Genomic DNA, 13255 nt, shown 5'->3' on the forward strand with positions numbered 1-13255 from the left:
CTGGAGCCAGGATCACTGGAGCTTCGCCCAGAAGATGCCGGAATAGGAGATCGGCAGGAATTTCTCGTGGAATTCCTTGAAGATCGCCTCGGGATCGACGTCCTTGAACAGGTCGGGATAGAGCTCCTTCGCCATGGCCAGCTCGGCGACGAAGTAGAACGGCGCGTCGTAGAACTGGTGGTAGAAGGCCATCACCTTCTTGCCCTGCACGGCCTTGAGCTGCGGGAAGCCGGCGCGCTGCATCAGGGCGGAGAGCTCTTTCTGCACCTTCTCCGGCGTCGCGTCGTAGCCGAGGCTGACGGCGCTGCTGCCGGGGTTGCTGCCGTACCAGTTCGAGCCGGTCAGGAAGTAGACGTCCGGGTTGTCGGTCAGCACCTTCTCCTGGGCGGCCTCGGCCTGGAAGCCGGTGAAGAACTGGCTGCCCCAGTTGCGGCCGCCGGCCTCCTCGATGAAGCGGCCGAAATTGGCCGGGCCGAAGGTGGCGCAGCAGGGCAGCAGGCCGGCGGCGCGCTCGACGAAGACCATCGGCTTCTTCTTGTCGGGAATGGCGCCGACGCGGGCATAGATGCGGCGAGTCTGCTGGAGGTAGTAGTCGGTGAAGGCGGTGGCCTCCTTCTCGCGACCGAGGACGCGGCCGAGGAGCTGGACGCTTGGGAGCACGTTCTGGGTCGGGTCCTGGCGGAAATCGACGAAGATCGTGGCGATGCCGGCCTTCTCGAGCTTGCCGAGCAGGCCGGTCTCCTGCGCCTTGAAGTAGTTGGACAGGTCGAGGACGTAGACCTCGGTGCCGAGCGAGGCGATCTTCTCCATGCTGACATCGGCGGCATAGGGGTTGCCCATGTCGGCGACGTCCTTCGCCTTGGGGAACTTGGCGAGGTATTTCTGCCAGGCGCCGGGATCGTTCTGGATCAGGTCGTTGCCCCAGCCGACGACGCGCTTGAACGGGTCGTCGCGGTCGAGCATCGCCAACGTGTAGAGCTGCCGGCCCTCGCTGAGCACGATCTTCTGCGGGTCCTTGGTGACCTTGACGACGCGGCCGGCGAGGTCGGTGACCTCGATCGTCTCTGCCATCGCGGCGGCACTCAGGAAGGCCGCAGTGGAAAAGGCGAGCGCCGAGATCAGGCGGCGCAGCGAAACGGAACGAGACGACATGGCTGTTCTTCCAGCTTGGGAGAATTGACCCAGCCGCTATCACGGGTCTGCGCCCCGCATCAAAGCAATTCTCTTTGTTTAGATTTAGTCTAAATAAGAGAATGAAGTATTCGCGCGCGAAGATCGTAGAGACAGCTCTGATGGTACGGGCGAAATCTCGCCTATGCCGTGAGCGAATGACAGATCGGCGGCGGCGGGCTGCGCGCTAAGGCGCGGCCACGTAGAGGGAGCTCTGCATCAAGAGCATGATCAGGTCGGCCTGGCGGGCGGTGTTGGTCTTCCGGAAGATGTTGCGCAGATGGTAGGCGACGGTGGTCTGGGCGATGGCCATGTCGTCGGCGACCTCCTCCAGCCGGCGGCCCGAGGCGAGCGCGACGCCGACGCGGGCCTCGGTCACGGTCAATCCGTACATGCGCCGGATGATCTCGGCCGAGACCGGCGGGCGCTGTTCTGGATCGATCAGGAAGGCGATCGCTGCCGGCCCATCACCGGATTCGGGCATCGGGATGCCGTAGATCTGGATGGCGAGCGGGTGGCGGAAGTCGCGCTCGGCCAGCACGAGGCTGACCTGCCCCTCCAGCCCGAGCGCCTCGTCGAGCGCCAGCGCCAGCGCCTTGGCGCCGGCCTGCTGGATGCCGCGCAACTGGCCGTTGGCGAGGATCACGGCATCGCCCTCGGCCGCAATGGCGCGGGCGGTATCGTTGATGAGCGAGACGAGGCCGCGCCGGTCGAACACGACGATGCCGCGGCCGACCTTGTCGAGCGCCGAGGCGACGCCGTTCAGCGCCAGCTTCGCATCGGAGAGCGCGGTCTCGACGATGCTCCGGCGCTGGCTCTCGAAGCTCGCGTTGAAGCTCTGGCGCAGGCGGCCGACACGGTCGAGCCGCGTCCGGATCGTGGCGAGCAGCAGGTCGTAGTCGATCGGCTTGACCAGGTAGTCGTCGGCGCCGAGCTTGCGGCCCTGGACCATGTCGCTGCGGCCGGCCAGCGCCGTCAGGTAGATGAAGGGCACCTCCTCGTAGTCCGGCTGCGCCTTGCGCAGGCGCGGCAGGATCTCGAAGCCGCTCATGCCGGGCATGGTGATGTCGCAGAGGATCAGGTCCGGCTTGGCCTTGGCGAGCAGCGCCAGCGCGTCCTCGCCATTGCCGGCCTCAAGCACGGCGTAACCGGCGGCCTCGAGCTCCTCGACGATGTCGCCGCGCAGGTCGACCTCGTCTTCGACGCAAAGGATGGTCTGCGGCATCGGTGTCAGACTCCGGTTCGCCGTTCGCGCGGCAGGGTCACGGTGAAGGCCGCGCCATGGCCCTGGCGCGAGCTGACGCTGATCGAGCCGCCATGCAGGTGCACGATCTCGCGGGCGAAGTGCAGGCCCATGCCGGTGCCCTCGATGCCGGCGGCGGTGCGGGCGCGGAAGAAGCGCTCGAACAGGCGGGGGATCTCGTCCTCGGGAATGCCGATGCCGCGGTCGCGCACCGTCAGCGTCACCGAGCGGTCGTCGGTGGCGGCATCGACGATGATCGGCTGGTCGTCGGGCGAGTATTTGGCGGCGTTGGAGACGAGGTTGGCCAGCGCCTGGTCCATCAGCAGGGCGTCGCAGGAGACGCGCTCGGGCAGGTTCGCGAGCGCGAGGTCGAAGCGGCGATGGGGGGTGAGCTCCTGCTGGCGCTCGCAGACGTCGCTGATCAGCTGGGCGAGGTCGCAGGGGCGGGGATGGAAGTCGATCTCGCCGGCGTCGAGCCGGGCCGCGTTGAGCGTGTTGTCGACCAACCGGGCCAGCCGCATCGCCGCGTGCCTGATCTTGCCGGTGCGGGTCTCGATCTCGCCGGCGGTCATGGTCGCGCCGCGGCGCTGCATGCGCTGCGCGCCGGAATCGATGATCGCCAGCGGCGTGCGGAACTGGTGCGAGACCATCGAGACGAAGCCGGTATAGAGCTGGCGCAGGCTCTGCTCCTGGGCCAGTGCCGATTGCAGCGCCGCGGCGGCGTGCTTGTAGGTGGTGACGTCGGCGAAGCGCAGCACGCTGCTGCCGTCCGCGGCGCGGTTGAGGCTGGCGAGCAGCCAGACTCCCTGCGGCCGCAACAGCTCGACGGCGCGGCGCTCCTCGGCCGAGAGCGTGCCGGCTTGCGGAAAGCCGGTGCGGGCCAGCACGCTGTCGAGCGGCGTGCCCGGCGCGAACAGCCCGGGCTCGGCCTTGAACATCTCGGCCGCGACCTCGTTGGCGACGATCAGCCGCCCGTCCGCGTCGAAGGCGGCGAAGCCGTCCGGGGCGGTGTTGATCGCCGAGCGGAGCTGGACCTGGGTGTGGTTGAGGCTGGCGGTGCGCTCCTCGACCTGGTGCTCGAGCTCCTCGTGATGGCGCGCCAGCTCGTGCTGGGCGAGCGCGCGCACGGTGACGTCGCGGATGATGACGACGCCGCCGACCACCTCGCCGCGCGAACGCACCGGGAAGCTCGCCTTCTCCAGATACATGCTCGTGCCGGGCATGAGGTGCTCCGACATGTAGAAATCCTCGCCGGCGAGCGTCTGCCGCAGCATCCGCGAGACGACGTGATCCTCCGGGAAGGGGAAGGCCTTGCGCAGGTCGGCGCCGACCACCTCGCTGGCCGGACGCCTGAAGATCGCGGCCATGGCGCTGTTCCAGTGGGTGCAGCGCAGGTCTTTGTCGAAGGCGACGATGCCCTCCTTGCTCGATTCGATCAGCAGGTGGAGGAAGTGCTTCTCCTGGCGCAGCGTCTCGTCGGCAGCCTCGGCGCGGCCGAGGTTGTGCAGCAGGCGGGCGACCAGGAAGCAGCCGGTGAGCAGGATGCCGAGGATGCAGGCGATGATTTCGTAGAGGGTCAGGCGATAGGCGTCGCGCTGCTGGCCGAGCCGGTTGCGCTCGGAGAGGACGTTGGTGTTGGCCATGTTGCGCAGGTTCTCGACCGGGCCCGAGAGCGCCGTCGAGAAGGCCGCCCCCAGCTCGGGGCCGGGCTGCCGCACCAGCAGCGGTTCGAGCTTGAGCAGCGCGGCCTCGATCCGGCCGGCCTCGCCGGGAAAGCCGAGCGCGGCGAGCTTGCTGCCGAGATCGCCCTCGCGCAGCAGCACCAGCCGGCTGACCGCGATGTCGAACTGGCCGCTCAGCTCGGCGGCGGGGCCGAGCGCGGCGATGCGGGTCAGCTCCTGCAGCTCGAACTGGGCCTGCGAGAGCGCGTAGGCGGCGTCCTCGCCGAAGGCGCGGTGCATGGCGCGCTCGACATTGACCAGGCGCAGCAGCGCCCAGCCCAAGAGCGCGGCGAAGACCAGGATCGCCGCGACGGTGGCAGCCAGTTCGAGCCGGCGCCAGCGCCGCGTCATGAAAGGATCAGCTGCTTGAGCTGCCAGATCCAGCGCGCGTCATAGCGCTCGTCCTGCAGCTCGCCGAACTGGTCGCGCGGATAGACGATCCACAAAGGCCCCTTGTCTCGTGCCGTCAACTCTCGTCCATCCATGCTGAGCGCGATGATCGCATCATAGCGCTGGAAGTCGGACAACGGAATGTCGACGACATAGTCGTTGAGCGCGACGGCGCGCATCATGGTGGCGCGCTCGGCGCCGACCGCGGCGAGCAGATCTCGTACCAGCACGCCCTCGAAGACCTTCACGCCGTCGGTCCAGGCCGTGCCGGTCCTCAGCGTGCGCAGCCCGAGCTTTTCCAGCATCGCCCGGTCGAACACGGCGGCGGCGTTGCGGTTGGTGGCGGTGATCCGGCCGGAGATTTCGAGCAGCGGGCGGCCCTCCGGCTGCGGCAGGCTCGCGGCCAGCGCCGCCACGGTGAGGGCGAGCGCCGCCAGGATCGTCGCCAGCATCCAGGCGGCCGACGTCCAACCCGCGCGGCGAAGCCGCGTGACCATTCCAAACGCCATCGTCCGCATCCCGTCGCCAAGGCAGGCCGACGCCGGGACCGTGGCCTCGGCGCGACAGGTGCGGGTTTAGGCGGGTGCTTCGCGCCCGGCCCCGTCTGAACGCAGGGGGACAGGGGAAGAAAGCTGCCGCTAGGTCGGCCCGCTTCCCCGGCGGACGCAGCGGACCCCGAGTCGGATTGCGGCCACTCGCCCCGCCGCCGCGCTCCGCCGGGGAAGCACGATGCCCAAGCAAAACAAGGACATGCGATGCCGACCCTGCCTGTGAGACATCTTCGCGGCGCCCTGCTGGTGACAGCGTCCACCCTGGCGATGACGATCGCGCTGGCGCCGTCGGCGCAGGCTCAGGGCACGATCACCTATGGCTCCGGCGAGTCCCGTAACGCCCCGATCGCGATGACCGGCAACACCACATTGGAGGTGCCGAACGGGCAGCAATACATCTCGATCCAGGCGGGTGTGATCAGCGGAGCCTTCGGCATCGTCAAGACCGGGGGCGGCGCCCTTCGGCTTGACGGTGACAACACCTACACGGGCGGGACGAACCACACCGCAGGCCTGCTCCTGGTGGGGCACCAGAACGCGCTGGGCACGGGTGCCTTGACGATGGCGCACGGGACGTCGCTCTCGATCGGCGCCGGCATCACCGTCAACAATGCCACGATGATCACAGGCAGCGTTAGCATGATCTCGGCCGGAGGGACGCATGGTGGCGTCATCAGCGGCAGCGGCGAGCTCAACACGAGCGGCTTCGACCGGCTGATCCTCAGCGGAAACAACGTCTACACCGGCGGAACGACCGTACAGCGCGGCATTCTCGCTCTCGGCAGCGCCAACGCCGCAGGAACGGGTTCGATAACCCTGGGCACCAACGCCGATGTCGGGCTGGCTCTCACCGGCCATACCTACGCAAACAACGTCGTTCTGCAAGGCGGAGTCATCATCGCCGAGAGCGCGTCCGAGCTGAGCGGTACGATCTCGGGGACGGGTCCGCTCAGAAAGCGCGGTACCGGCGCGCTCACGCTCAGCGGCAGCAACAGCCACGCCTACACCGATCTCAACCAGGGCGCCCTGCGCGTCGCCAATAGCGGGGCGCTCGGCGCCGGCGTGCTGCGGATGAGCGGCGGCACGACGCTCCAGCTCGACGACGCGATCACCGTCGCCAACCGGATCGATCTTCAGGGGGATGCCGGCTTCCAGGTGGCCGCGGGCGCTGCCACGATCTCCGGCGCGATCGGCGAGGCCGGGCGCTTCATGGGCATCACCAAGACGGGGGCCGGCGAGCTGGCGCTGACGGGCGTGAACACCTACACCGGCAATACGCGCGTCCAGGCGGGACAGCTCACCTTCGCCGAGCTCGGCGCGCTGTCGCAGAACTCCTTTCTGATGATCGATGCCGGAGCCACGGCGCAGTTCCGGGCGACGCAGACGATCGGCGATCTCAGCGGCGCCGGCCGGCTCGATATCGGCGATAGCGGCGCCATCGTCGGCTATCTCGGCAGCTCGTCGCATTTCTCCGGCATCATCGAAGGCGACGGCCATTTCCATAAGATCGGCTCGGGCGAACTCAGGCTGAGCGGCGACGGCTCGCGCCTGACCGGCGACATCCAGGTGATGAACGGTACGTTGCGGGTCGACGGAACCCTGGGTGACCTCAACGGCGTGCGGAACAGCATCAATGTCGCCGAGGGCGGCACCCTGACCGGCAACGGCCATCTCGGCGCCGTCTGGGTCCATGACGGCGGCATCCTGCGCGGCATCCAGGGCGACAGCCTGCGCATGCACAGCCTGAATCTGTCCGCCGGCAGCGTCATCGACGTGGAACTCACGACGCCAGGTGCGACCGCCGGGCTGTTCGAGGTCAACAACAACCTGGTGCTCGACGGCCGGGTCAACGTGGCGAATTACGGCACGTTCGGACAGGGCGTCTATCGGCTGGTCAACTATGGCGGGACGCTGACCGATAACGGGCTCGAGATCGGCACGGTGCCCGGTGGCACCGACCGCAGCCAGCTCGCGGTCCAGACCTCGGTCGTCGGCGAGGTCAACATCGTCAACGCGGCGCTGACCGAGCGCCTGTTCTGGGACGGCAGCGACATCAGCCGCTGGAACAACGGCCGGGTCGATGGCGGTGCCGGCACCTGGAGCGGCGACATCGACAGCTTCACCACGGTCGACGGCGCGAGCAACGGCCGGCAGGCGCCGACGCCGGGCTTCGTCATCTTCCAGAACACCGGCGGCATGGTGATCGTCGACGACGGCCATTCGCCGATCGAGGTCACCGGCATGCAGTTCGCCGCCGATGGCTACGGGCTGATGGGTGGGCGCATCCAGATCAACGATCCCGAGACGATCATCCGCGTCGGCGACGGCACGGAGGTCGGGGCTGGCTATACCGCGATCATCGGCAGTGTGCTCACCGGCTCGGGGCGCCTGGTCAAGACCGATTACGGCACGCTCGTCCTGACCGGCGCCAACGATTATGCCGGCGGCACCGAGGTGCGCCACGGCACGCTGGTCGGCAATAGCACCAGCCTGCAGGGCGACATCGCCAACAACGCGCGCCTGGTCTTCGACCAGCAGGGCGATGGGCAATACCGGGGGCTGATCTCTGGCTCGGGCACGCTGGTCAAGACGGGCGCGGGCCTGCTCGACGCGACCGCCAGGGACCATGTGGTCGGCAGCACCGTCATCGAGCAGGGCGTGCTCGAAGTCTCCGGCGGCAGCCAACTCGGCGCCGTGCGCAATGACGGCGCGCTCTCGGTCCATGCCGGGGCTGATGGCAGCTTCGCCTCGGAGATGTCCGGCAGCGGCGAGTTCTGGAAGCGCGGCATCGGCAACCTGACCCTGACCGGCACCAACACCTATAGCGGCGGCACCCGGATATCGGACGGCACGCTCACAGGTGCGGCTTCGAGCTTCGGCACCGGCGCGATCGTCAACGATGCAGCCCTCGTCATCGACCAGGCCGTCGATGGCAGCTTCGGTGGCGGCATCCATGGCAGCGGCGCCTTCACCAAGCAGGGCGCGGGGACGCTGACCCTGACCGGGGTCAACGACCTGGAGGGCGCAACCACCGTCGCCGCCGGCCGGCTGGTGCTGAACGGCTCGTTGCTGAACTCGGCTGTCACCGTGCAGAGCGGGGCCGTGATCAGCGGCAACGGCGCGACGGCCGACCTGACCGTGCTCGCCGGCGGCACGATCGCGCCCGGCAATTCGGTCGGCTCCTTCACCGTGGGCGGCAATCTCGTGCTGGCGCCAGGCTCGACCTATGCCGCCGAGATCGCCGGCAATGGCGACGCCGACAGCATCATGGTCGCCGGCCAGGCGACGATCGGCGGCAGCCGGCTCGCGGTGACCGCGCTCGACCCGCGGGTGAGCTACCAGAACGGCCAATCCTACATCGTCCTGATGGCTGCCGGCGGGATCAATGGCAGCTTTGCCGAAGCCGTGACGCAGTCGGCCTTCATCGATGTCTCGATCGATCAGACCACCGAGGCGGTCGCCGTCTCGATCAAGGTCAAGGATGGCGAGCCGCAGCCGGATCCGGGCACCGATCCTCAGCCCAATCCCGAGCCGGGCACCGACCCCGGTTCAAATCCCGGCTCCCAGCCCGGCCCGGGCGCCAACCCGACTCGGGAGCCCCCCACGCTGTTCGGCCGGGTCGCGCAGACGCGCAACCAGCTCTCGACGGCCCGGGCGCTCGACACCCTGCCGCAGGTCGGCGGCACGCTGGCCCTCTACAACAGCCTGCTGATGCAGGACGCTCCGGGCGCGCGCGCCGCCTTCGACCAGCTCTCCGGCGAAATCCACGCTTCGGCCAAGACCGCCTTGGTCGAGGAGAGCGGGGCGGTGCGCGCGGGGGCGATCGACCGGCTGCGCTCGGCCTTCGGCTCGGTCGGCGCGGCGCCCATGGCGACGATGAGCTACGGCTTCAGCGCCGACAAGGCCACGGCCGCGACCGGGCCGATGCCGAAGCGCCCGCAGGCTGAGCGTTTCGCGGTCTGGGGCCAGGGTTATGGCTCCTTCGGGCACAGTGACGGCAACCGCAACGCCGCCAGGCTCTCGCGCTCCAGCGGCGGCCTGATGGTCGGTGCGGATGTCGCAGTCTTCGACAACCTGCGCTTCGGCGCGCTCGCCGGCTATAGCCGCAGCGAGTTCGATGCCAAGGGCCGGGTCGATTCCGGGTCGAGCGACAACTACCACCTCGGCCTCTATGGCGGCGGGCAGTGGGGCGGTATCGGGCTGCGCGCGGGCGCGAGCTACACTTGGCACGACGTGGACACCCGCCGCACCGTCTCCTTCACCGGCTTCGGCGACAGCCTGAAGGGCGGCTACAACGCTGGCACTGCGCAGGTCTTCGGCGAGCTCGGCTACCGCGTCGATCTCGGCCGGGTGGCGCTGGAGCCCTTCGCAGGGCTGGCCTATGTCAACCTGCACAGCGACGGCTTCACGGAGCAGGGCGGGGCGGCCGCGCTCGCCGCGCATGGTTCCGATACCTCCGTCGGCTTCTCGACGCTCGGCCTGCGCGTGTCGAGCAGCCTGCAGGTCCAGGGCATGGAGCTGACCCTGCGCGGCACGCTGGGCTGGCGCCATGCCTTCGGCGACACCACCCCGCTGGCGACGCTGGCCTTCGCCGGCAGCCGCGCCTTCTCGGTCGCCGGAGTGCCGGTCGCGAAGAATGCCGCCCTGGTGGAGACCGGGCTCGACCTCGCCATCGGCAACAGCACCACGCTCGGCCTGTCCTATACCGGCCAGCTCGCAGGCGATGCCCAGGACCACGCCTTCAAGGGCAACCTCGCCGTCAAGTTCTGAGGTCAGGCGAGGGGACTCCAGCCAGCGCGGTGATGAGCCTGCGCTGGCTGGTTTAGCCCGCGGTCACCGAAAGCGCGACCTTCCCAAGACCCTCGATCTCGAACTCATAGGCCTCGGCGGTCTTGGGGAAGCGGGTCGTGACCAGGCTGCCGGTCATGACGATGTCGCCGGCGCGCAGCGCCTCGCCCTTCGCGGCAAGGTGGTTGGCGAGCCAGGCGAGCGGGGCGAAGGGGTGGCCGAGCACGTCGCGACCATGGCCACGATCGACCTCGACGCCGTTGCTGCGGACGGTGCCGAGCACGGCGTCGAGCGCCGGCCAGCTGTCGCGGAACTCGGAGAGCACGATGCCGGCATTCCAGGAATTGTCGGCGACCAGCGAGAGGATATCGAGCTCGGCGTAGTTGGCGGCGCGGTCGTCGACGATCTCGATGGCGGCGCAGACGCCGCCGACATGGCCGGCGACGCTCTCGGCCGTGAAGGGCGCGCCCTGCGGCGGCAGGTCGGAGGCCATGCGGACGGCGATCTCGAATTCGAGGCCGAGCCGGCCATAGCCGGAGATGGCTACGCTTGCGCCGGACTGGTGGACGCGGTCAGTCAGCACCACGCCGGCAATCGGCGAGTCGATGCCGCACATCTGCTGCATGCGCTGCGAGGTCAGGCCGATCTTGTAGCCGACCGGCTTGCCGTGCTTCGCCTGGAGCAGCGGCACGAAGCGGTCCTGGATCGCATAGGCGTCGGCCAGCGACGCGGCGCCATTCGCCGCCGCGAAGGGCCGAAACGGCTCGCCCTGCTCATGCTCGCGCAGCAGGCGCCGCGCCAGTCCGTCCGCATCCAGCATCTTTATCTCCCCGGCCGCTTTCAGGCTTTATCGATGCCCCAGAAGACGGGGAATCCCTTGCCGACGCCGCTGATGTTCTTCCTGTATGCCGTGGCATAGAGATACTGGCCAAGCGGAATATAGGGCACGTCCTCGAAGGCCTGGACTTGGATCGCCTCGGCCGCCTTCTTGCGGCCGGCCTCGTCGGGGGCCGAGAGCCAGGAGGCGCGCAGCTCCTCCAGCTTGGGGCTGGTCGGCCAACCCGGCGCGGCGGCCGTGCCGTTGCTCCACAGCATGGTGTGGGTCATCGGGTTGAGCTGGTCGAGCCCGCCGGTGAAGTTGTCGATCACGCTCCAGCCGCCGGCCTCGACGCCGTCGCGCTTGGCGCGGCGCTGCACCACGGTGCCCCAGTCCGTCGCCTGATAGTCGACATTGAAGCCGAGCTTGACCAAGAGGTCGCGGCCGACCTCGGCGACGGCCGAGAGGATCGGGATGTCGGTCGCGCCGAGCATGACGATCTTCTCGCCCTTGTAGCCGGCGGCAGTGATGGCCTTGCGGGCCTCGTCTATGCTGAGGGGGGCGGGCATGCCGGCATTGCTCGCCATCGGCGTGCCCGGGCAGAAGAAGCCGACGCCGTCCTTCCACATCGACTTGTCGTCGCCGACGGCCGCCTGCATGAAGTCGGCCTGCGCGACGGCGCGCAGCACGGCGCGGCGGATGGCGGGATTGTCGAAGGGCGGATGCAACTGGTTCATCCGCATGATGCCGATATAGCCGGCCGGGTCCTGGATCTCGACCTTGAGGTTGGCGTCCTGCTTCAGGATCGGCAGCAGGTCGGGGATCGGCAGCTCCCACCAGTCGACGCTACCGGTCTGGAGGGCGGAACTCGCTGTCGAGGAATCGGCGATGGTGTGCCATTCGACCCGGTCGAACTTGACCACCTTGGGCCCGGCCATCCAATCCGTGGTGCCGGTCGGACAGGGAACGTAGCCGGCAAATTTCTCGTAGACGGCACGCGCGCCGGGCTGGCGCTCATCCGTCTTGAAGCGGAACGGGCCGCTGCCGACCATCTCGGTGACCTGCTTGAAGGGATCGGTCTGGGCGATGCGCTCGGGCATGATGGCGCAGAGATTGTTGGTCGCCTTGCCGAGCACGTCGGGCAGCTGCGGGAAGGGGCGCTTCAGCTTGAAGACGATCTTGCGATCGCTCGGGGCCGAGACCTCGTCGCAGGCCGCCATCAGCAGCATGCCCATGCTGTCGCGCTTGCCCCAGCGCTGGATGCTGGCGACGCAGTCGCGGGCGAGCACCGGGGTGTTGTCGTGGAACTTTAGGCCTTCGCGCAGGGTCAGCGTCCATTGCAAGCCATCGTTCTCGACGACATGGCCTTCGGCCATCTGCGGCGAGGTGCGGAAGCTGCTGTCCTGGCCGTAGAGCGTGTCGAACACCATGGCGGCGTGGTTGCGCGTGACATAGGCCGTGGTCCAGACCGGATCGAGCACCGCGAGATCGGCCTGCGGGATGAACTTGAGGAGCTTCGTGCCCTGCGCCCGCACGATGGAGGGGGCGGCGAGGCTGCTCGCGGCCAGGGCCGAGCCGATCAGGAATTCACGCCGCCTCATGGCCGCACCTCGTTCTGGTTGGGTTTCTTGTCGATGCGGTAGTAGCTGACCGCGTTGTCGTGGAAGATCGCGCGCTGCTCGCTGGCCGAGAACGGCTCCAGCATGTCCTTCAGCCGCTCGCAGACGTCAGTGAAGCTCATGCTTCGCCGCGCCACCGGATAGTCGCTGCCGAACAGGGTTCGCGACGGGCCGAAGGCCTCGACGATCGGCAGCACCGTCGCCTTGAGGTTGGCGAGCGAGCGGTCGGGGTCGTAGGCGCCGTAATTCGACAGCTTGATCGCGATGTTGGGCGCCTTGGCCATGGCGGCAAGCCCGGCGCGCCAACGCGCCAGGCCCTCGGCGTCGCGGTCGACCGGGCTGGCGCAATGGTCGACGACGAAGACCTGGTCGGGGAAGTCGAAGGCGAGCTTGGCGACGTCCTCGGCCTGATAGGGGTTCATCAGCAATTCGAGCAAAAGGCCGTGCCGCTTCAGCAGCTTCAGGCCCTGCCGCCAGGCGGGATCGCCGAGGAGCGGCCTGTCGGTCCAGCGCTTCTTCGGGTCGGGGTGCCAGCGCACGGTCTCGCGCAGCCCGGCGACGGCGGGAAAGGCGGCCTGGCGCTCGACCATGCGTTCGGCGTCGGGCGCATCGAGCTTGGCGTAAGTGACATAGCGCGTGGCGAGGTTGCCCGGCTTCTCGGCGGCCTCGAACCAGAGCGTCTCCTCGACCGGGTCGCGCTTGCGGTCCCAGAGTGCCTCGATGCAGACGGTCGCGACCACGTTCTGGCCGGCGGCATCGGCCCAGTAGTCGGGCGCGAGGTAGTTCTTGCGCATGTAGGAGATGTCGCCGAGCGCGCCGATGCCCGAGGCCGCGTCGGTCAGCCAGGGATGGCGCTGCAGGCCGAGGTCCCAGAGATGGTGATGAGCATCGACGATCGGGCCGTCGTAGCGCGCCATTCAATTCCCCCGCAGCCGGTTCCGCGCCTTGCCGCACTC

Annotated in this window: 8 protein-coding genes; 1 reads left to right on the top strand and 7 read right to left on the bottom strand. The window is 68.5% G+C overall.

What is annotated here, in order from left to right:
* Positions 1–12: 12 nt before the first annotated feature.
* The 4 genes from DWF00_RS12775 to DWF00_RS12790 all read right to left on the bottom strand — a co-directional run bounded on the left by DWF00_RS12775 (position 13) and on the right by DWF00_RS12790 (position 5033).
* On the bottom strand, positions 13–1152 hold the full coding sequence (locus tag DWF00_RS12775; RefSeq protein WP_114827917.1) for an ABC transporter substrate-binding protein: 1140 nt from the start codon (positions 1150–1152) through the stop codon (positions 13–15).
* A 205-nt stretch (positions 1153–1357) separates the two neighbouring features.
* Complete coding sequence (locus DWF00_RS12780; RefSeq protein WP_114827918.1) at positions 1358–2395, bottom strand: response regulator; 1038 nt, start codon at positions 2393–2395, stop codon at positions 1358–1360.
* 5 nt (positions 2396–2400) lie between these two features.
* Positions 2401–4485 (bottom strand): sensor histidine kinase, encoded by a 2085-nt coding sequence (locus DWF00_RS12785; protein WP_114827919.1) that lies wholly within the window; start codon positions 4483–4485, stop codon positions 2401–2403.
* The gene (locus DWF00_RS12790; protein ID WP_210207843.1) at positions 4482–5033 is read right to left on the bottom strand and encodes a putative pterin-binding protein; all 552 of its coding nucleotides are present in this window, start codon (positions 5031–5033) and stop codon (positions 4482–4484) included. Before DWF00_RS12790 ends, DWF00_RS12785 begins: the two co-directional genes overlap by 4 nt.
* Before the next feature lie 288 nt (positions 5034–5321).
* Between DWF00_RS12790 and DWF00_RS12795 the strand changes: the two genes are divergently transcribed.
* Positions 5322–9845 (top strand): autotransporter domain-containing protein, encoded by a 4524-nt coding sequence (locus tag DWF00_RS12795; RefSeq protein WP_181832507.1) that lies wholly within the window; start codon positions 5322–5324, stop codon positions 9843–9845.
* 52 nt (positions 9846–9897) lie between these two features.
* On the opposite strand, the gene DWF00_RS12800 is transcribed toward DWF00_RS12795, so the two are convergent.
* The 3 genes from DWF00_RS12800 to DWF00_RS12810 are packed head-to-tail and all read right to left on the bottom strand — an operon-like array spanning position 9898 to position 13216.
* Positions 9898–10683, bottom strand: coding sequence for a 2-keto-4-pentenoate hydratase (locus DWF00_RS12800; protein WP_114827921.1), 786 nt, complete (start codon positions 10681–10683; stop codon positions 9898–9900).
* Positions 10684–10703: 20 nt separating this feature from the next.
* Entirely contained in the window at positions 10704–12281 is a 1578-nt protein-coding gene (locus DWF00_RS12805) for an ABC transporter substrate-binding protein (protein WP_114827922.1), read from the bottom strand.
* The gene (locus tag DWF00_RS12810) at positions 12278–13216 is read right to left on the bottom strand and encodes an amidohydrolase family protein (protein WP_114827923.1); all 939 of its coding nucleotides are present in this window, start codon (positions 13214–13216) and stop codon (positions 12278–12280) included. Before DWF00_RS12810 ends, DWF00_RS12805 begins: the two co-directional genes overlap by 4 nt.
* Between the last annotated feature and the right edge of the window lie 39 nt (positions 13217–13255).

The organism is Allobosea caraganae, assembly GCF_003351345.1.
GTDB classification, from domain to species: domain Bacteria; phylum Pseudomonadota; class Alphaproteobacteria; order Rhizobiales; family Beijerinckiaceae; genus Allobosea; species Allobosea caraganae.